Here is a 20,683-nt window from a genome sequence, read left to right as displayed (position 1 = left end):
CCCGAAAGGCTGGAGAAGGTGACGGTTATGAAGGCGGTTGTAGAGGCGTAGAAGCTATTACAGAAAAGGCAAAAAATAATAGTCCTATCGGATTCGGTAGGACTATTTTATTTAGATTAGTTCACTTTCCTTAAGCGAGCGCAAATTTTTCCTCTATTGGTTCTACGGTGACAGATACGGTGAGCGCGTGTTGCCCGCCGCCCTGGACCACGCCTTTGAGGGGGGTGACGTCGGCAAAGTCGCGGCCCCAGGCTACGGTGATGTGCCGGTCATCGGGCATGAGGTTGTTGGTCGGATCAAAGTCGATCCAGCCGTGATTGAGCAGGTACACAGAGAACCAGGCGTGGGAGGCATCAGCGCCGATCAGGCGCTCTTTGCCGGGGGAAGGCAAGGTTTCGAGATAGCCGCTGATATAGCGCACGGCCAGACCCATAGCGCGGAGGCAACCGATAGCCAGATGGGCAAAGTCCTGACACACGCCTTTGCGGTGTTTGAACACATCGGATAATGGCGTGGATATGGTGGTGAATCCAGGTACGTATTCAAAGTCGTTGTAGATGCGTTGGGTGAGGTCGCTAACCGCTTCTATAAAGGGACGGTCTTTAGAAAATGACGGTTCTGCATATTTTGTCAACTCGGGGACGGTAGTGGCTTTGGGAGAATCCAGTACAAATTGGCGCACTGAAAGAAGGTCGGGATCGGTTGTGGTTTTGAGGATGTGACACACGGTTTCCCAGGGCATATCGCTGGTCAATTGGGTTTGCGATACGATATGCACGTCGCTTGTGGCTGTGACTGAGAGGATATTGTGGGGTTGTTCGATGGAAAAATAGGCGGTGCGATTGCCAAAAAAATCTTTTTGCTCGCGAAAAGATGCTGGCTGTGGATCGATGGTGATATGGCTATTCAAGCATGTCTGATTGAAAAAACTGCGCGGGCTCAATCGGGCTTGATTGTGAGACAGGCTCACGGTCTCTGCATATTCGTAGTGGCTCTGATGTGTGATGCGATAATTCATGCGCCAAAGTTCCGGTTTGTGGATGCCAATTGTCTCGTGTTGCGCGCGTGGCGGTCATCAATTACCCAGGTATCTTTGCTGTGTACAAACGTATGCGTAGGAACGACAAAATTGTCGCGATCGGGTGCGCTGCGCGTGAGGCCACCGGGCATTACCGCGTATGTATTCTGGTGGGAAACGGCAAAGGTGGTGAGGGTGGTGTAGCGAGATTCGAGGTGGCCGTTGATCAGGGAAGGCGATGTTGCAAAGCTGACGTGTTCCAGGCCTGCGTAACGGGTGGGATTTGCCCTGATGCGATCGCGCCAGACTTCGCGCTCGGCGCGACTGAGCAAGGCACCGAAAACGCGGGGAGTAACGGATTGCTGATCAATTGGACAGAGAACCAGACTGTCGAGATGGTCGAGCACATAGTTCATTTCTCGCGCTTGCCCGCACCACCAGGTGGCTACCGAGGGCAGTATGAGGTCTTCGCCCAGCAAGTGCCGCGCAATGCCGGGCAAAAAAGGCATCAAGCCCAGATTTTCGAGCATGCTACTGCCCAGGGGATTGGCAATGACTACATGCCCATTTCGCACGGCATTGAGCAGACCGGCAACGCCGAGTTGCGATTCTTCGTTGAGTTCCAATGGGTCGCAAAAATCGTCATTGATGCGACGCAAAATGATATCGACGGGATGCAGATCATCGATGGATTTGAGCCACACGCGTCCATCGCGCACGGTGAGGTCATCGCCTTGCACAAGGGTATAACCCAGATAAGCCGAGAGATATGCATGCTCAAAATAGGTGGCGTTAAAAGGTCCCGGGGTCAGGACAACGATCTGGGGGTTTTCTTTATCGCGAGGAGCAATTTCAGACAGGCTGGCCTGAAAGGTTCGAAAAAAAACAGCCAGGCGCCGCACATTGCAGTCGTTGAACAAGGCGGGCATGATGCGCGACATTGTCGTTCTGTTTTCGAGCGCGTATCCCAGGCCCGAAGGCGCCTGTGCTTGGTCGTACAAAACCCACATCTGTCCATCGGGTCCTCGCGCGAGATTGGCGGCATAGACGCGCAATTGATGCTCGGCAGGCAGAAAGACATCTTTGCAGGGCCTCAAAAAACCAGCGTGATTATAGATGAGTTCAAAAGGCAACAGGCCTTCTCGGATGAGTGTTTGGGGACCATAGATGTCTTTGAGCACGAGGTTGAGTAATTCGGCGCGTTGAGACACCCCCCGCGCAATATGGGTCCAGTCATTGGCCTGAAGCAGCAGAGGTATGGGATCGAGTTCCCAGGGGCGGTGCAAGCCATCGGGGGCGCTGTGTACATTGTACGTAACACCGTTTTCTCGGAGCAACAATCGCGCTTCCTGGTGGCGGCGCGCCAGTTCTTTGCTGCCCAGGCGTTCTATTGCGCGAAAAAAGGGATGCCAATGGGCGCGCACCCCGTCTTTTTGGTCCCACATTTCGTCGTAAGAACCGGGTTCAAGGGCGTACCCTTCGGGCATAATATCGGCAATTGGGGTTTTGGACAAGGCTGATTCCCCGTACAACAAAAAAAGAGGAAGATTTCAGGCGGTCGTGGAGAAAGGCGAAGTTGTGAAGAAGGTTTCGAAAATAGCGTTGTCAAGCTGGTTGAGCTGGGTTTGAAATGCGTCGAGGTATTCGTGCAGACCTCGAGTGATGATTTCATCGATACTGGTGTAATCCAGTTCGGCAAGCAGGCGACCCAGTACTTGTTCAGATGTGTTTTGGAAAGAGCCTTCGGGCGTGCCCGATATGGTGTGCAACGATTGATTGGCACTGAAAAGACAGTATCGAATGGCGCGGGGAAATTCGCGGTTCAGGAGCAAGAAATCGACTACATTATGGGGGTCAATAGGTCCAAATTGTTTGCGATACATTTCGAGTGCGCTGGCAGATTTGAGCAATGCCGACCATTGGATATTGTCATAGGCCGTGCCCACATCATCACCTTCGGGTAATAAAAAAAAGTATTTGACATCAAGGATGCGCGAGGTTTTATCGGCGCGTTCTAATGCCCGGCCCAGTCGCGCAAATTGCCATGCTTCATTGTGAGACATGGTATTGTGCTGAATGCCCGTGAACAGGTGACTGGCAAGGATGATATCTGTAAAGTAGGCATGGGGGGCATCCTGTACATGGGGTTTGTCGATGTCTTGCACTTGTAAGTAGAATTTGTTAATCTGTTCCCACATTTCCGGTGAAATAATTTCTCGGATAGAACGCGCATTTTCACGGGCGTTTTGCAAGCAGGAGATAATGGAATTGGGATTTACGGGACTAAATGTCAGGAAGTCGATGACACTGGCTTGATTGTCCGTTGCGTAGTTTTCGTAGAACAGGTCCTGATCGCCTGTGGTGAGCACAAGCGGTTCCCACTGTCCTTTTGCTTCAACGGGTAAGTCGAGCATCAAGTGACAATTGACCTCAATAAAACGGGCGACATTTTCGGCGCGTTCAAGATAACGGCTCATCCAGTAAATGGATTCTGCTGTGCGGCTTAACATAAGATGGCTCGTGCGTTAGTGCGTTTGTGGAAGGTACCTGGACGGGACAAATGGGTCGTCACTGTCGTATAATACCCAGGTGTCTTTGCTACCCCCGCCTTGTGAAGAGTTGACCACCAGAGATCCTTTTTTAAGCGCTACACGCGTCAGCCCACCGGGCAAGACATAAATGTCTTCGCCATTGTAGAGAATATAGGGCCGCAAATCGACGTGCCTACCTTCAAAGTGGTCTTCCACCAGAATAGGGCTTCGCGAGAGTGCAATGGTGGGTTGTGCAATATAATTGCGTGGGTTTTTGGTGATGCGGCTGGCAAAGTCTTCGCGTTCGGCTCGCGTAGAATTCACGCCAATGAGCATGCCGTATCCGCCCGACTCATTGGCGGCTTTGACCACAAGGGTGTCAAGGTTTTCAAGTACATGCTGGCGTTGCTTGTCGTCCCAACAAACATAGGTGGGCACATTGGGCAGCAGGATGTCTTCGTCGAGATAATATTTGATGATTTGTGGCACATAAGCATATACGACCTTGTCGTCGGCGACACCTGTGCCGGGCGCATTCGCAATGGCGACCTGACCGTTTTTATAGACCTCCATGAGCCCAGGCACGCCCAGCATGGAATCGGGGCTAAAGACTTCTGGATCGAGAAACTCGGCATCAATGCGCCGATAAATAACGTCGATGCGCTGAAATCCGCGGGTCGTTCGCATCGCCACAGAACCGTCGGCAACGACGAGGTCCCGCCCTTCGACCAATTCGACACCCATTTGTTGGGCGAGAAAGGCGTGTTCGAAATAGGCCGAGTTATAGACGCCGGGTGTGAGTAAAACGACCGTTGGCGATGTGACATGGGAAGGAGATAGAGAACGCAGTGTGTTGAGCAATTGAGCGGGATAGTCATCTACATGTCGCACATGAGAAGCTTCAAATACTTCTGGAAATATGCGTTTGAGAACCTCCCGATTTTCAAGCACATAAGACACGCCCGAAGGACAGCGCATATTGTCTTCGAGAATGTAAAACTGGCCGTCTCTATCGCGCACGAGGTCAATTCCGGAAATGTGACACCACACATCTTTGGGCGGCGAAAGGCCAATGCAGGGTTTTAGAAATTCTTTGGCTGTGTCGATGACATAGCGGGGAATGATGCTGTCTTTGAGAATTTTTTGCTCGGTGTAGATGTCGCAGAGAAAGAGGTTGAGGGCCTGAATGCGTTGCTTGAGGCCATTTTCGATGTAGGCCCAGTCGGTATGAGAAACGATGCGCGGAATGATGTCGAAAGGGAAAATTTTTTCAACGCCAGCGTCGTGGCCATACACGTTGAAGGTGATGCCCATGTTCATCAAGGCCAGTTCGGCGGCTTGATGGCGTTTTTGGAGTTCGTCTTCGGATAGTTCGCCGAGTTTTTCGAGGAGCACTCGCGCGCCGGAATGGGGCGTGTTCGAAGCTTCAAAGAGTTCGTCGTAAAATCCGCCGAGTTCATAAGATGAAAAGTCCATGTGTTCACCATCCAGCAAAAGAATGGCTTATGTGACGTGGCGATAAAAATAATAAGCCGATGGAGAGCACCTGTCAATTATTTTTTGGGTGAACGACGGGTCGGGATTTCAGGATGAGCAGGATGAAAGGTGGGAGGTATCCGCAGATGGACGCAGATGAGAAGCGTTACATCTCACTATCATCGCATTGACCACGTACTGAAATTGCAGTATATTTTCTATTACGTTTCTTCTACTTCAGGCCATTATTTTCAGGAGGTATGGTTATGGCTATCGCTACTCAAAGTTTCCAGGATCGACTCCTGGACGGGGATATGACCCTGGATGTTTCTCCAGAGGTGAATCCGAGCAATCTGGTGTATCACAAATTGTGCTCTGCTGATGATTTTGAAGAAGGCGAAGGGAAGCCGTTTACTGTGGAGGGCACCCACATCGCCGTTTTCCGCTACGAGGGGAGGTTCAATGCAGTAGATAACCGCTGTCCGCACATGGGATATCCGATGTCCGAGGGCAGCGTTCGGGACGGGGTCCTGATCTGTCACTGGCACCACTGGGAGTTTGACCTTAAGACGGGCGGCTGTTTCATAACCTCCGGGGCTGGAAACGATCTGAAGAGCTTTCCCGTGGAGGTGCGAGATGACGGATGTCTGTACGTAGGGCTTGCGCCGGGCGAAAAAGAGGCGGCCAGACGCCGACAGATTGACCGGGGAAAGTATATTCTGGAGCAGGGGCTGAAAGATCGGAGCTCGCTCCTGATTGCCAAGGCGATTACCGCGCTAAAGGCTGCGGGCGCCACGCCGCAGGAGATGATCCAGCAGGGACTTTTTTACGGGGCATATAAATCGAATGAGGGTTGGTCATCGGGGGTGGCCATTTTGACACTGGCTGCAAATATGTGGGAAGATGTGGGCGAGAGGGACCACAATCTTTTTTTGGTCCACGGGCTGACACAGATTTCCAGACGCACATCAGGAGGTTCGCGGCGGCAGGGGTTCCCTTTGCCCAAAACATCGGACGAACCGGACCTGGCGACCCTCAAACGCTGGTTTCGGCGGCTGGTGGATCAGCGCAGCAGCAGCGCTGCACAGCGTATTCTGATGACTCTGTACGACCGTGGATATTCACCAGAAGAGATTGCGGATATCGTTTTTACCACGGCGACGGATTTCTATTTTACCGGAGACGGTCACGCGCTCGATTTCGCGAATAAGATGTTCGAGGCCTTAGATTATGTAGGTTGGGAAGGGGCGAATGAGATTTTGCGACCGATTGTGGTAGATTTAGTGGGGAGGGAACGACACGAGGAGACCGCCCGATGGGAAGACAGCGTGCCGGTCCTGGAAGATGTTTTCACCCGTCTGGACGAGATGTGGGAAGCGAACCAGGAGAACGAGGCACCGCTGGATATTTCTGATTTTACGCAGACGCTACTGGGAGAGGAGTTCGAGCCGATTGTCGCCGAGATCGAAGACAAACTGCGCGAGGGTGTGAAGCCCACGGATATCTGCCGGGCGATGACCTATGCCGGGGCCATCCGCACGGCGCGGTTCCACCTCAAGAACGAGGGAGACTGGCACGATGTGGCGAATATTTACTCTTACGCCCATGCCCTCTATCGCGCTTTCCATCTGGCACCGAGCGCAGAGCTTTTGCGCGGCATTTTCCACGGCGCTGTGTTTATGACCTATTTGCGCTGGCTCAACATGCCAGCGGCCCGCCTGCCCAGGGAAGGACAGCGGCTGGACGAGACGTTCGCGTCTGAGGACAAGATGTTGGACCGGCTACAGGAGTTTGCGGATTTCCAGAAGGTCTTCGAGGCTGAGGTGCTGGTAAGCCAGTATCTGGAGGAAGGATACGATATCACGAAGCTCAGGCATACTTTGGCCCATATTATGCTGCGCGAGGATGCGGAGCTACACATGTTCCAGGTACTGGAGGTGGCGTTTCGGCACTACGATCTGTCGGACGATCCGAAGGAGAAGCGTATGCACCTGCTGGCAGCGACCCGGTATATTACCGCCCAGAAGGTGATGAAGGGGATTCTGTGGTCCACGGAGAACGCGGAACGGCTGCAGCGCGGGGAACTGCTAAGCGAGCGGAATGACGATAATTAGAACAGGGGCCCAGGTGAAGGCAGAGGGCTGAACAGGCAGTAGCAGGTAACATCCTGCTACTGCTTTTTTATGTGCATCACTATCTGATCTTTAAAAATTTTCCACCTTCTCGCGCCGATTCTTCGGCTGTGATGCAGGCATTGGCAACGGCGAGGGTGTCGTCTGTTGATATGAAGTTTTCTTCGCCGCGCGAGAGTGCATCGATCATATTTTCAACAAATGTGTGATTGGTTGAGGGGGGGAGTTTGGGTTCGTAAGTGCCCGATTTGTTGGAGACAATGAGCACGTGATCGTCGGCATAGGCGCGCAAGTGTGCCGAGCCTTCAGTGCCCATAATGATGAATCGCGTATCCCCAAAAGACCGCGCATCGTTTGGGGTGAGCCAATCGGCAGTGGCGGTAGCAAGTGCGCCATTGTCGAGTTGAAACGAAGCCTGGATGTGATCGAATGTGAGGCCCGTATTGATGTGTTTTTTGAGCGTGCCGAGCGCGTGAACACCCGTGTACTCTGCGCCGGTGAGCCAGCGAACCTGATCCACCCCGTGGCCTGCCAGATCATGGAATGTACCCACATAGTTGTCTGCCTCAAAGTAGAGCGCGGGGGGATTCGCGCCGAGTTTGTGCGGATGTGTGGTGATGAGGCTCACGAGGTCGCCCAAATCGCCGTTTTGAATAGCCTGTCTCAATGCGATAAAGGCTCCATAACTGCGAGAGGTGAAAAAGGTGGAGAGTTTGATATTGTTTTTTTTCACAGCAGTTTTGATGCGTTGTAATTCTTCCGTCGTTCGGCAGAGCGGTTTGTCGAGTAGCATGTGGACGCCAGCTGCGGCACACGTTTCAATGACAGGCGTTTTTTCGTGATGTTCGAGACCCTCAATTACCAGGTCGGGTTTTGTTTTTTCGAGCATCAGGTCGAGTGTGGCAAAGCGGGTGATGTCGCGGTCTGCAGTATATTTTTCGCAAAGCGCGTCATCGGGTTCTACAATGCCGACGATTTCGCTATTTGGCGCGTTGACCGCCGAGTGAAACATACCGCTTATATGTCCGTAATGCGTGCCCATAATGCCGATTTTCATAATAGCGTCCTTCCTACGCTCGCCACCTGCGCGATTCGAGTACCGTATGTGTTAAAAAAAGAAAAAAAGCCGCAGCACTAATAAAAAATACCACGTCGTGGGTATCGACAACACCGTGAATCATGTCTCGGGTGTGTTCTATGAGGGAGAGAAATTTTAGAATAACAAAAAATATGTCGCTGGCAAACCGCGCAGCCCAGTCAATAATCCACAAGAGAATTAAAAAGAAAAAAGACAGCACAGCTGCGATAATCTGATTCTCAGTCAAAGACGAAGCCAAAATGCCCACACTGATAAATGTGGCGCCAATCAGCACCACAGCCAGCGCGCCAGAAAAAATGGGACCCCAGTCTAATTGCGCGTGCATGGACAACACGCCAATATAGCCGAAGGCCATTGCTTCGATTAGCAAATACAATACGTAACAAGCGAGAAATTTTCCCATCAAAATTTGTGCTGAAGTAATCGGCGAGGTCATCAATAACTCATACGTACCCCCGCGTTTTTCCTCGGCGTAGAGACGCATCGTGAGCATTGGAATCACAATCATCCAGATAAAAGTCTGAAATTCAAAAAATGGTGTGACAACCTCTGTATTGACGTTGAGTAGAATTTTTTCTTCGCGTTCAGCCAATTTCAGATATACGGTCATATCGTGAAATTCGAGTAGCTGGTTGCGAAAAACAAAGCCGCTAAATAGCAAAAATACACCGGCCATCACGTATGCAATTGGCGAGCCAAAATACGACCGCATCTCTTTGCCAAAAATCGCCATCACATTGCCCATCACACTTCCTCCTCGTGCATGGTCAGCGCATGAAAAATTTCTTCCAAAGACATGGCTTCACGCTTCATTTCCACCAGTCCCATGCCCAATTCGACAATGCGAGCCGATACAGCGGCACTCAAATCCGCTTCAGCTGGCCAATAGACGTGCAGCCCATTATTTGCTCGCGTCACATCGCTAATCCCTTCAATAGTGGCAATGGCTTTGGCGGCAATTTCTATATCGCCCGATATTCGAACAAAAAACCGCGTTGTATCGCGCATATTAGCAGTGAGATTTTCAGGGGTATCAACAGCGACAATTTTACCTTCGTGAATAATGATCACGCGATTGCAGGTCATTTCAACTTCGGGCAAAATATGCGTGCTCAAAATCACCGTGCGCTCCTGGGCAAGTTCGCGGATCAATTGCCGCACCTCAATGATCTGATTGGGGTCAAGGCCCGAAGTTGGCTCGTCCATGATGATTACCTCGGGGTCGTGTAATATCGCCTGTGCAAGCCCTACCCGCTGTCGATATCCTTTGGATAAATGACCGATGAGTTGCTCGGTGCGATCTACAAGGCCGCATTGTACGACGATTTTATCAATTCGCCGCCTGGATTCTTTTGGCGAAACGCCCTTGATTTTAGCGATAAACTCCAGGTATGTACGCACGCGCATATCGCGATACAGGGGCGGCAATTCGGGCAAATATCCAATGCGCCTTTTGACTTCCAGTGGATTGTCAAAAATGTCGTAGCCAGCAATGCGCGCCGTACCTTCTGTAGCGGGTAAGAAACAGGTGATTACGCGCATGGTCGTGGTTTTGCCCGCGCCGTTTGGCCCCAAAAAACCGACGATTTCGCCCTTACCCACTTGAAACGAAATGTCGTCAACAGCCGTAAACGCGCCGTATCGCTTTGTCAGGTGATCAACTTCTATCACACCTCACTCCTTATCCTTTAATTTTTTTTGCCCGCATCCTGAAAAATTGCATCAACGGTTCGTGATATGCCCCTTGAGTCGAAATACTTACAGCGTCTAAGCCCATGCGCTGAAACAGCGCTTTGCGGTCATCGCGCTCTTTTCGCGTCAGCTTTTGAAATGCATCGCGCACTGTTGCATCGCCAAAATCGACCATGATGCCTTCGCCTGTCTCGGCATCTTCTAACTCCACTATGCCAATTGCAGGTAGATCGTACTCTCGCGGATCTTCCAGTGCGATTGCTATCAGGTCGTGACGCCGATTGGCAACGCGCAGTGCTTTTTCATAGTTGGAAGTAAAAAAATCCGATACCAGAAACACCACACTGCGCCTGTAGGTCACGCGATTTAAATATTCCAATGCCGCATCGATGTTTGTACCGCGTCCCGAGGGTTGAAAATACAACAACTCTCTAATTACGCGCAACACATGCTTTTTGCCCTTTTTTGGGGGGATAAACAACTCAATTTCGTCGGTAAAAATGATCAGTCCCACGCGATCGTTATTCTGAATTGCGGAAAAGGCGAGCAGAGCGCAAATCTCAGCACCTATCTCGCCTTTCATTTGCGACACCGTTCCAAAGTCGCCCGACGCACTCGCATCCACCATCAATATCACGGTGAGTTCGCGCTCCTCGTCGAACACTTTGACAAAGGGATCATCCATACGCGCTGTCACGTTCCAGTCGATTGTGCGAACATCATCGCCGGGCTGATATTCTCGCACTTCTGCAAACGCCATACCCCTGCCCTTAAATACCGAATGGTACTCGCCGGCAAAAATAGTATTCACCAGATTGCGCGTGCGCAACTCAATGCGCTTCACTTTTTTGAGGATTTCAGTTGGAATCATGGTAAAAACTATCACGGCACTTCAACGTGATCGAATATTTGACGCGCGATTTCTTCGGAGTCAATTTCTTCGGCTTCTGCCTCGTAAGTTACCAGCACGCGGTGACGCAACACATCCAGGCCGATGGCTTTCACATCTTCGGGGGTGACATAGCCGCGATGGTGCAAAAATGCATGCGCTTTGGCAGCGCGGGTCAGGGCAATAGACGCGCGCGGCGATCCGCCAAATTCGATCAGGGCGCGCAAATCATCCAGGCCATAAGTCTCCGGATCGCGGGTTGCCAACACGAGATCGACGATATAATCTTTGATTTTATCATCCACGTAAATCTCATCGGCTACGCTTCGCGCACGAATGAGATCGTCAGTTGTTATAACGTTCTCGATTTGAGGGGTTGCGCCGCGGCTCATGCGATCGACAATAGCGCGTTCTTCCTGTTTATTGGGATATGTTACCCGCACTTTCAGCATAAAGCGATCGACCTGTGCCTCGGGCAGTGGATAGGTTCCCTCTTGTTCGATGGGATTTTGAGTGGCCAGCACCAAAAATGGATCGGGCATGGCAAATGTTTCATTCCCAATGGTAACTTGACGCTCTTGCATGGCTTCGAGCATAGCGCTTTGCACTTTTGACGGTGCGCGATTCACTTCATCCGCGAGTACAAGTTGGGCGAAAATAGGCCCTTTTTGAGCTACAAATTGGCCCGTCTCCCGGTGATAGACCATTGTGCCGATCAGGTCGGCGGGCAATAAATCGGGTGTAAACTGAATGCGTTTAAAAGACGCCTGAATCGCCTGAGCCAATGAATTGACAGCCAGAGTCTTGGCGAGACCGGGAACGCCTTCGAGCAAGACATGGCCGTTGCACAATAGACCGATTAACAATCGCTCGATCATGTCCTGTTGCCCGACAATGACCTTGCCCACCTCGGCCAATAACCGATCGACAAACGCGCTTTCGCGCCCAACCCGCTCATTGATTACCTGAATATCTTGTCCAACTGTCATTGCATCACTCTCGACTTATTGGTTTGGTACGCAACCACTGTTCGGGCGCTTTGCCCAAATTTGCAATCGAAAATTTGGCATCATCCACCAACTCAGAATTTGGATATGTATCAACCACCTGCTGATAGGCCAGCTGCGCCTGTTTGTAATCGCCGAGTTGATCGTAGATGTAGCCAATCATAAACTGTGCCTGTACACAATATCGGCTTTGAGGAAAACGCGCGATCAGAGTTTCGTATCGCGCAATTGCTTCTTTGTGTTTCTGCTGATTCATCAACACCCGAGCCAGAGCCTGTAGTGCCACCTCAGCGCGAGGATCGTCGGGAAATCGCTCCAAAAATTCCGCCAGTTTGACCTCAGCCACTGGATACGACGCCATATTGTGCGTGGCCTGTTCGCCCTCTCGAAATAGCAGATCTGCAGACTGTTCTTGCCCCCCACAGGCGACAAATAGTGGCAAAAAGAATAGGAATATAAATCTGTGCATCTCTGTCCATCTCCTTTGCTTATTCAAACTTTTTCAAAAACGCTTTTGCCCAATTCGAGTTCCCGTTTTTTCTTTTTTTTCAGTGAGATCAGATTGAACGGTGTATATTAAAAAAACGTCCTGTTTTCGTCAAGATTTCCGTGTGCTTAAAAAGCAAATATGCGATGCCCACCAGCGCCAACCCACCGTATTCTACCCATTGGACCCACACGGCTTCTTCCCATACACCGCGGGCCTGGTATTGGATCAAAATGTGATAGGATAAGACCACCAGGAGTGAGAAAGCAATCCAAGGTGGATGCCGAAAGAAAACGAGAAATGGGATTAACCACAAGACATACCACGGATGGAGCGTGGGGGTCAGCAGAACAAAGGCCGCGGCAGTCAGATATGCACAGCGCAACAGGGGAATCCGCTTCCAGATCAGAAACAGAACAACAATTAAAAAGAGCAGGCCAATAATGCCACGCGCTATCTGTCCATTGCCGCAAAGCAGAATGAGTATATCGAATACCGCGCTGTTAAACGACCAGTGTTGTGCATAAGTCCTCAGACTACCAAAGACAAATGCGCCGGTCCAGGCATAGGGCAGATATCCCAGAAGTATGATACAGGGGACCATGAGCAGTGCCGACCAATTGGTTGGCAGCCACCCTTTCCAGCGCACAAAATACGGTAAAAAAACAAGGGGGAGGAATTTCACCAAAACAGCCCCACCCAGCGCACTTAGCGCTATGCGATCTCGTCCTTTGAAGAACAAGTACAATGCGGCTAACAAAGCGACGATGCCCAGTGATTCAATATGTCCATTTCCTGCGATTTCCACCACGATCAGCGGATGCCAGAAGTAAATCAAAACCCATTGAGGTCGCTGCTCAAAATGCCTGAGCAAACAGACTATAAGCCATCCCGCAATCAGGTCGGCACACACGAGTAGCATCTTAATGCCCAGTATGCCACTCGAAATCCCATACCCCAACCAGAATACCATTTGGGCAATAGGCGGATAAATGGTGGGCAATTCGGGATGATTAATTTTGGGAAAAATGAGCGCGTCTCGCACATGCGCCAGTTCTTGTGCTACAGGTGCAAACCGGTAGGGATTGATGCCCGCCCACTGTACGCGTCCATCCCACACATAGCGATAAATATCATCGGATAGCGCGGGGATGGAAAACAAAAGGATAAGCCGAAACACTGCGGCAGCAATCACAATAGCGGCCAATGGCACATATTTACAATGCCATACGGCAATGAGATAGGCCACAGACGCAATGCCAAAAAGCACAAAAAAAACCGGCAGGCCCAATGCCGGCATTGCAGCAAAACTGCTCGTCATGACCAACCCCATCAAAAGGGGTACGATCCATCGCTGCATAAATATCTCTTAGCGCAATATGTCCATCACCGCTGGTCTTGCTCAATGTGTCGCCGGTGCGTGTTAATTTGTAAGACGATTTTGCCCTGCTTAAATACGCGAACTGTTCCGGTTGACTTTGAAATCGCCAGGGCGATGGCTCGGGTGGTTTTGGTAATCGCCGCCGCCGCCACATGACGTGCCCCCAAACCCTTGGGTAAAGTGAGACCGCGCACACTCGCTGAAATATAGCGCCCTCCAGATAGGATAACCCCATCTTCTCGAATGATAAATGCGCCATCCATCAGCGATACTTCTTTGACACCTTCGTGAACATCGGGATTGCAGATATTTTTTTCTTTGTCGGAATATCCGCGAAAAGGATCAAATGTCATGGATCGCGAATGGTGCAAAACCCGTTTGGAATCGCCAATGACAAATAAGGTGCCGACCGCTTCGCCTTCGCGCCCTTCTTTACCAATATTGATAGCGAGATCGAGCGTGGTTTTGACAACTTTGAGTGGTAAATCGCCCGCTATGGCCGAAATTTTCGCTGGATCGTATATATCAAACCCAGTACTGGTATCCATCACCGTTATCGCATCCACACCCTGTGAGGCCAGCATGGGACTCAGGCATACCAATCGCGCATCTCGGCGAATATGTCCACTTTCCAGGCCCCTGATAACACATTGTCGCAATTGTTCGAAGTGCGTGCCATCACTGCTGCGATAATCATAAGTTAAACGCTTTACACCCTTTTCTTCCACACCGCTTAAAAAGTGTTTTTTTCGCGTAACAATCAGGACCTGACAGGTGACGTTCAGCCTGTGAACATCGTCGTGGCTCACGCCGGAATTGGCCACGAGCAGGATCATATCAGCGCAGGTTTCCCGTGCCAAATTTTTGGCGGTACTCAGTAAGGACTGTGTGTGATTTTCGTTTAATTTAGCCATATTATGAGAAGGTCATTCTGATTCTGTGAACACGCCCCAAAACTACCTTTTAACTACCGCCGGGACGAGAAGCGCCGCCGCCGACCATAAGTCACATTTTCTCGTTCCTGATATATGTTTTGCGATGTCGTGATCCCTCCCTGTTCTAAATCCAAAAATTCCCCGGGAATATGTTTGGTCAATACGGTTGGACCACAATCGTAGAAATGCACGCCAGCCTGATGGGCGCGCGTCGCTGCAATGCGTATGACAGCCCCTCGGCGTCCGGGTCTGGCACTTAACCGCGCAGCGACATCGGCGTCAAACGACAAATGTACATAATCGCGATCATCGGGGGTCAAGCCCTCAGATAATAATCGCTCAACATCGGCAGAATCCACTCCCTTGTACAAAAATTCGGGTGGTTCTGATGGATCGAGACCCAGATCGATGGAAAAACTGTGTCCATAACGCGCGCGAATGCGATTTTCCACAATCTCGAAACGTTGCTTTTCTCCATCATAAACCACTTTTTCAATATCTTCAAGCGAAAATGTCGAATTTCGGTCTTGAAATGCGCGTAGAACCGCGTCGAGGTCGGCAAAACCATAGCGATCAACTTGCAGTCCAAACTCATCGGGCCTGTGTCGCAACATCAATGACAACAATTTGGAAATGTGTACCATTCTCGGTGCCATGCGCTTTCTCCGTAATAATAATCTCTATGAAAAAACCACATCTTGCGCGGCATCCACATCCTGAACGCCAATCAACGACAGGCCATCGGGAATGCGCGCCCCACTCAAATTTGCTTTGGCGGCAATACACCGCGTGAAGCCCAGTTTGCGCGCTTCGGCCATTCTGCGTTCAATCTGACCAACAGCACGCACTTCTCCGCCCAGCCCAACTTCGCCAATTACAACTGTATCTCGGGACATCTGTCTGCTGCGAAAGCTCGATGCCATCGCCATAGCTACACCCAGATCGACAGCGGGTTCGTCAATGTGCAAGCCCCCTGCGACATTTAAAAAAATATCCTCAGTCCCCAATTGAAGACCCGACCGTTTTTCGAGTACGGCAATTAAAATCGCCATCCGCCGCGCATCAAATCCCGTGGCCACGCGCTGCGGGTACCCGAAATTGCTGCGGCTGACCAGTGCTTGTACTTCGACCAAAATGGGACGTGTGCCTTCAATTGTGCAAACAATGGCTGTACCTTCTCGATCGGCCTCGCGCTCGGGCAAGAATACCTGTGAGGGATTATCCACTGCGATCATCCCCTGATCACACATTTCAAAAATGCCGATTTCGTTTGTCGAGCCAAACCGGTTTTTGGCTGCCCGCAAAATGCGAAACGCACCGTGTTGCTCGCCCTCCAGGTAAAGTACGGTATCGACGATGTGCTCGAGTACGCGCGGTCCTGCAACGGTGCCTTCTTTGGTGACATGTCCGATTAAAAAAATTGATGTGCCCGTGCGCTTGCCCAGTGCCACCAGTTTTGCAGAAGATTCTCTGACCTGCGCCACACTTCCCGGCGCGCTTTGTAAATCCGGGCTAAAAATGGTTTGCACCGAATCGACCACAACTGCAACGGGCTGCATTTCTTCGATGTAGCCACAAATCAGGTCGAGATTGGATTCGGAAATCAGGTACAATTCATCGGATAGCGCGCCAATTCTTTGAGCGCGCATCCGCGTTTGGCGGGGGGATTCTTCTGCGGATACGTACAGAGTCTTCATACCCGAAAACGCAAGTTGTGCAACGCCTTGCAAGAGCAATGTGGATTTGCCAATGCCGGGATCGCCGCCGACAAGCGCGGCCATGCCGGGCACAATGCCGCCACCCAATGTGCGGTCAAATTCGCCGATAGCTGTCTCAATGCGGTCTTCTCTGCCGCCCACCACTTCCGTAATGGGCTGCGGCGGATTTGCTTTGACCCATTCGTCCGCGCGTCTGTTTTGTTTTACTTCGGGCGATGTCTGTTCTTCGACACAGGTGTTCCATTCGCCACAGGATACACACCGACCAAACCACCGTCCCGAATCAGCACCGCAGTGCTGACATACATACCGCACGCGCACTTTGCCCATGGGCTATTTTCCTCAGGGAAATTCGCGATAGATTTCGGGGTTTTCAAAGCTAAGACACTCTGCCTGAAAGGTCAAAAAAACGCTGCCAATCGGACCATTGCGCTGCTTGCCCAATATGATCTCAGCCACGCCTTCTTGTGAATTGCCCTCTTCATCTACAATGCCATATACTTCGGGGCGAAAGAGAAACATCACCACATCCGCGTCCTGTTCTATCGAGCCACTCTCGCGCAAATCGGCCAATTGCGGTCGCTTGTCTGTGCGACTTTCCACAGCACGCGACAATTGCGCGCAGGCAACGAGCGGAATATCGAGTTCTTTGGCGAGGGCTTTCAGGGACCGCGAAATAGAGGCGATTTCCTGTTCGCGGCTGCCATAATCTTCAGATGTGGTCATCAGTTGTAGATAATCGACAATGATTAGCCCAATATTGTATTCGGATTTCGCACGGCGCGCTTTGGCGCGCAGTTCCAGGACGGAAATAGCAGGCGTGTCATCAATGTATATGGGTGCCTCCATCAGCTTTCCCGTCCAGTTGGCTAATTTATGCCATTCATCTTCTGACAACTTACCCGTTCGCACACGGTGCGAATCCACGCGCGCTTCTGCACACAAGAGTCGCTGTGCGAGTTGCTGTGTTGCCATTTCCAGAGAAAAATACAGCACGGGTGTACTGCTCTTCACTGCGGCATTGCGCGCTATGCACAATGTGAGTGCTGTTTTGCCCATCGAGGGACGCGATGCGAGGATGATCATGTCCGAAGACTGCAAGCCCGCTGTGATTTCATCCAGGTCCGTATATCCCGTGGTCACGCCAGTCAGCGCGCCGGGCTGTTGGTGCGCGCGCTCAATCGCTTCATAAGCCTCGGTAAGTGCAGATTCAAGGGGCATGACGCCTTTGCCCAATTCACCTTCGGCAATTTGGAAGACCCGTTGCTCTGCGCGATCGATGAGTTCGCGCACATCCTCGGTTTCTTCATAGCTTTCGGTGAGCGTTTGGGTCGCTGCGGCTATCAATCGCCGCCTCTGCGCCTTTTCCAGTACGATCTGTGCGTGGTATTCGGCATTGGCTGCTGTCGCCATTTCACTGGCTAACTCAGCAATGAAGACCGCGCCGCCGATATCTTCGAGTTGGCCTCGCCGCACGAGTTCTGCAGTGAGTGTCACCTGATCGACAGGTTCGCCGCGCTCTGACATTTTTTGGATTGCCGCATACACCTTTCGATGTGGCGTATGGTAAAAAGCCGTTTCGTTTCCCAATACTTCCACTACGCGATTGATTGCCATATTGTCGATCAACATGGCGCCCAATACAGCGCGTTCGACTTCGAGTGCCTGAGGCAGCGCGCGTTCAGCCGTGTTTGATGTCGGATTTTCTACCATCAGATTTCAGTTCCATCGTAAAGTTTGCGAACCAGTTTCAAGTCTTCCCACGCCGGGCGCTTCCAGTGTGCATTTCTCAACAGGGCAGCAGGGTGATATGTGGGGATTAATTTCGCGCCCTGATATTCAAAAATTTGTCCTCGCAAACGCCCCATCGACTCGGTGGTTTGCAACAGGGTTTGCGCGGCAAAACGTCCCAACGTACAGATCACAACCGGCGCAATCAGGTCAATTTGTTGTAGTAGATAAGGCTGACAGGCGGCAATTTCATCGGGTTTGGGATCCCGGTTATTGGGAGGTCTGCATTTGATGATGTTGGCGATATAGACGTCTTCGCGCGTCAAACCCATGGCTTCGATCATTCGCGTCAACAATTGTCCGGCAGCCCCTACAAAAGGCACCCCCTGCCGGTCTTCCTCTGCGCCGGGAGCTTCACCGACAAACATGAGGTCTGCAGTAGTATTCCCGCTTCCAAACACGACTGAGGTACGCGTTTGCGCCAGTCCGCATTTTTGACAGTTGCAAGCCTCTTGACCCAAAATAGTCAGGGGATCATCGTCCGATCCTCGATCATCCATCCGCGCAATTGAGGCGGGTGCATAAGCGATTTCCCGCGATAGAAAATCGCGTGCAAGCGCGAGGGTTTCCAACAGATCGGTGGATTCATCCATGCGCGTTCTCCCAACGCGACACCAGCCAATCCAAAATGCGATCTGCGACATCGCGTTTGGACATCAAGGGCAATGCGACAGGTTCTCGATGGGGTTCTATAAAAGTCACGACATTGGTATCGACGCCAAACCCCGCACCTTCCACATTCAATTCGTTCAAGACAATCAGGTCAAGGTTTTTCTCGCGGAGCTTTTTGCGGGCATTTTCCAGCGCGTGATCGGTTTCCATCGCAAACCCGATTACGACTCGCTCGCTTTTGTTTTGTCCCAGAGGAATTAAAAAATCTTCGTTGGGCAGAAGGTGAAGCGAAAGACCGCCATCGCGTTTTTTTATTTTTGATTTGGACACATGTTCGGGGCGAAAATCGAGCACTGCTGCTGTCATAATTAGTGCGTCGGCATGCTGATATGCGTGTATGGTCGCTGCTTTTAAGTCGGCAACTGTGCGGATAGATTCGATTTGTACACCGGCGGGGACAGTGAGTTCTGTCGGCCCGCTGATCAACGCGACATCAGCACCTCGATGGCGCGCTTGTTCTGCAATGGCATAGCCCATTTTACCCGTTGATCGATTGGTGATAAAGCGCACGGGATCAAGGGGCTGCTCGGTCCTGCCCGCTGTCACTACAATGCGCTTTCCGGCAAGTGATTGCGTTGCGCCTATCATACTGCTGGCCTCATCCACAATCTCATGGGGTTCGGCCATGCGTCCCATTCCCTCGGCACCTGAGGCGAGCAATCCCACTCCCGGCCCAACCATCCGATAGCCGTCTTTTTTTAAGAACTCGACATTTTGCCGCACAGCACCGCGTTCCCACATTTGGGTTTCCATTGCCGGGGCGAGTAAAACAGGTGCTTCTGCAGCTAACAACGCACAGGTCAACAGGTTGTCGGCCAATCCATGGGCCAATTTGCCCATGCAATTTGCAGTTGCTGGCGCGACAATGATTAGATCTGCCCACTTGCCCAAATGCACGTGGATAACATCGGGGTCGCCGTCCGATGGAAACAAATCCGTATAGACGCGATTGTGCGAGAGCGCTTCAAAAGTGAGGGGCTGCACGAACTTCTGTGCAGCAGGTGTCATGACCACCCGAACCTCTGCGCCTGCATTCTGAAGAAGGCGCAATAAGAATACGCTTTTATAGGCGGCAATTCCACCGCTAACGCCCAGAAGAATCCTCTTTCCCGTCAGCATAGGTCACCTGAATTTTCTTTTCTACAATTCGGTCCAGTGCAATGGTTGTTATTTTTTCTTCACCTTCGGGTACACCCGCGACCAGTCGGGCTTTATTCAACCGGCGCGCTTCTTTTGATGCCAGCAACACGGCTTTATAGGTATTCATATCCTCTTCAATTGTTAATTCTTCAGAAAAAAATACGTTTGACATAACGCACTCCTTATTAGAAATGGGCTTTCAACTGCAATAACGAAGCAGTGATAGGCAGGGAGCATAGAACGAGTTTTAGAGATCCAATCTACGCAAACACATCCGCCGTGTGCGCCGTCGCTCTGCGCGAATAATAGCGAGCAAATCGGCGATGGCCTGTTCCAATTTGTCATTTACGATGACGTAATCGCTGTTTTTTGCCTGGACGAGTTCAGAAACGGCATTTTCCATACGCAAGCGAAAGGCCGAAGCGCTTTCAGATTGCCGCGCGTTGAGGCGCTTTTCAAGCACATCGAGAGAAGGCGGTACGACAAATACGGTTACGCAGCGATTCTCCAGGACTTTTTTCCACGCGGCTACGCCTTGCACATCCACGTCCATTAACATCACATGTCCACCGCACAGAGCTTCTGCAACCGCGTCGAATGTCGCGCCGTAAAGATGTCCATGTACTTCGGCAGACTCGATAAAATCGCCCCGCTTTTGCATGGCTTCAAATTGTGCAACTGTCACAAAATGACGGGCGACATCCTGTATTTCGTC

General features: G+C 51.2%; 20 protein-coding genes. 1 reads left to right on the top strand and 19 read right to left on the bottom strand.

Features of this window, described 5'->3' with window-relative positions; genetic code table 11:
- Positions 1-130: 130 nt before the first annotated feature.
- The 4 genes from OXG87_12315 to OXG87_12300 are packed head-to-tail and all read right to left on the bottom strand — an operon-like array spanning position 131 to position 5,025.
- Complete coding sequence (locus OXG87_12315) at positions 131-1,018, bottom strand: transglutaminase family protein (GenBank protein ID MCY3870335.1); 888 nt, start codon at positions 1,016-1,018, stop codon at positions 131-133.
- A complete protein-coding gene (locus tag OXG87_12310; protein ID MCY3870334.1) occupies positions 1,015-2,532 on the bottom strand; it encodes a circularly permuted type 2 ATP-grasp protein in 1,518 nt (505 codons plus the stop codon). The genes OXG87_12315 and OXG87_12310 overlap by 4 nt, the downstream gene beginning before the upstream one ends.
- Positions 2,533-2,568: 36 nt before the next feature.
- Complete coding sequence (locus OXG87_12305) at positions 2,569-3,528, bottom strand: alpha-E domain-containing protein (GenBank protein ID MCY3870333.1); 960 nt, start codon at positions 3,526-3,528, stop codon at positions 2,569-2,571.
- A 15-nt stretch (positions 3,529-3,543) separates the two neighbouring features.
- Complete coding sequence (locus OXG87_12300; GenBank protein MCY3870332.1) at positions 3,544-5,025, bottom strand: circularly permuted type 2 ATP-grasp protein; 1,482 nt, start codon at positions 5,023-5,025, stop codon at positions 3,544-3,546.
- A 266-nt stretch (positions 5,026-5,291) separates the two neighbouring features.
- On the opposite strand from OXG87_12300, the gene OXG87_12295 reads away from it, so the two are divergent.
- Entirely contained in the window at positions 5,292-7,139 is a 1,848-nt protein-coding gene (locus OXG87_12295; protein ID MCY3870331.1) for a Rieske (2Fe-2S) protein, read from the top strand.
- A 79-nt stretch (positions 7,140-7,218) separates the two neighbouring features.
- Here the strand turns inward: OXG87_12295 and OXG87_12290 are convergent, their stop codons facing one another.
- From OXG87_12290 to OXG87_12220, 15 genes are all read right to left on the bottom strand, one after another.
- Entirely contained in the window at positions 7,219-8,214 is a 996-nt protein-coding gene (locus OXG87_12290; GenBank protein ID MCY3870330.1) for a Gfo/Idh/MocA family oxidoreductase, read from the bottom strand.
- A gap of 13 nt (positions 8,215-8,227) precedes the next feature.
- On the bottom strand, positions 8,228-9,001 hold the full coding sequence (locus OXG87_12285) for an ABC transporter permease subunit (GenBank protein ID MCY3870329.1): 774 nt from the start codon (positions 8,999-9,001) through the stop codon (positions 8,228-8,230).
- Entirely contained in the window at positions 9,001-9,927 is a 927-nt protein-coding gene (locus OXG87_12280) for an ATP-binding cassette domain-containing protein (protein ID MCY3870328.1), read from the bottom strand. Before OXG87_12280 ends, OXG87_12285 begins: the two co-directional genes overlap by 1 nt.
- Before the next feature lie 10 nt (positions 9,928-9,937).
- Complete coding sequence (locus tag OXG87_12275; protein MCY3870327.1) at positions 9,938-10,819, bottom strand: DUF58 domain-containing protein; 882 nt, start codon at positions 10,817-10,819, stop codon at positions 9,938-9,940.
- A gap of 11 nt (positions 10,820-10,830) precedes the next feature.
- A complete protein-coding gene (locus OXG87_12270) occupies positions 10,831-11,826 on the bottom strand; it encodes a MoxR family ATPase (protein MCY3870326.1) in 996 nt (331 codons plus the stop codon).
- Between the two features lie 4 nt (positions 11,827-11,830).
- Positions 11,831-12,313, bottom strand: coding sequence for a tetratricopeptide repeat protein (locus OXG87_12265; protein ID MCY3870325.1), 483 nt, complete (start codon positions 12,311-12,313; stop codon positions 11,831-11,833).
- A gap of 88 nt (positions 12,314-12,401) precedes the next feature.
- Positions 12,402-13,691 (bottom strand): hypothetical protein, encoded by a 1,290-nt coding sequence (locus tag OXG87_12260; GenBank protein ID MCY3870324.1) that lies wholly within the window; start codon positions 13,689-13,691, stop codon positions 12,402-12,404.
- Positions 13,692-13,717: 26 nt separating this feature from the next.
- Positions 13,718-14,548, bottom strand: a complete 831-nt coding sequence (locus OXG87_12255; protein MCY3870323.1) for a diadenylate cyclase — start codon at positions 14,546-14,548, stop codon at positions 13,718-13,720.
- Positions 14,549-14,679: 131 nt separating this feature from the next.
- Positions 14,680-15,303, bottom strand: a complete 624-nt coding sequence (locus OXG87_12250) for an RNA 2'-phosphotransferase (GenBank protein MCY3870322.1) — start codon at positions 15,301-15,303, stop codon at positions 14,680-14,682.
- A 24-nt stretch (positions 15,304-15,327) separates the two neighbouring features.
- Positions 15,328-16,695, bottom strand: a complete 1,368-nt coding sequence (gene radA / locus OXG87_12245; protein ID MCY3870321.1) for a DNA repair protein RadA — start codon at positions 16,693-16,695, stop codon at positions 15,328-15,330.
- Between the two features lie 12 nt (positions 16,696-16,707).
- Positions 16,708-18,078, bottom strand: coding sequence for a replicative DNA helicase (gene dnaB / locus OXG87_12240; GenBank protein MCY3870320.1), 1,371 nt, complete (start codon positions 18,076-18,078; stop codon positions 16,708-16,710).
- Complete coding sequence (locus OXG87_12235; GenBank protein MCY3870319.1) at positions 18,078-18,749, bottom strand: uracil-DNA glycosylase; 672 nt, start codon at positions 18,747-18,749, stop codon at positions 18,078-18,080. Before OXG87_12235 ends, dnaB begins: the two co-directional genes overlap by 1 nt.
- Positions 18,742-19,947, bottom strand: a complete 1,206-nt coding sequence (gene coaBC / locus OXG87_12230; protein ID MCY3870318.1) for a bifunctional phosphopantothenoylcysteine decarboxylase/phosphopantothenate--cysteine ligase CoaBC — start codon at positions 19,945-19,947, stop codon at positions 18,742-18,744. The genes OXG87_12235 and coaBC overlap by 8 nt, the downstream gene beginning before the upstream one ends.
- Positions 19,913-20,140, bottom strand: a complete 228-nt coding sequence (locus tag OXG87_12225; protein MCY3870317.1) for a hypothetical protein — start codon at positions 20,138-20,140, stop codon at positions 19,913-19,915. Before OXG87_12225 ends, coaBC begins: the two co-directional genes overlap by 35 nt.
- Before the next feature lie 75 nt (positions 20,141-20,215).
- Positions 20,216-20,683: guanylate kinase (locus OXG87_12220; GenBank protein MCY3870316.1), on the bottom strand; the 468-nt coding region annotated here is incomplete at its 5' end.

It is taken from the genome of Gemmatimonadota bacterium (assembly GCA_026706845.1).
Lineage (GTDB): Bacteria > Latescibacterota > UBA2968 > UBA2968 > UBA2968 > VXRD01.
Note: the sequence above shows the minus strand (reverse complement) of the source record. Positions and strands in the feature narration are given on the sequence as shown.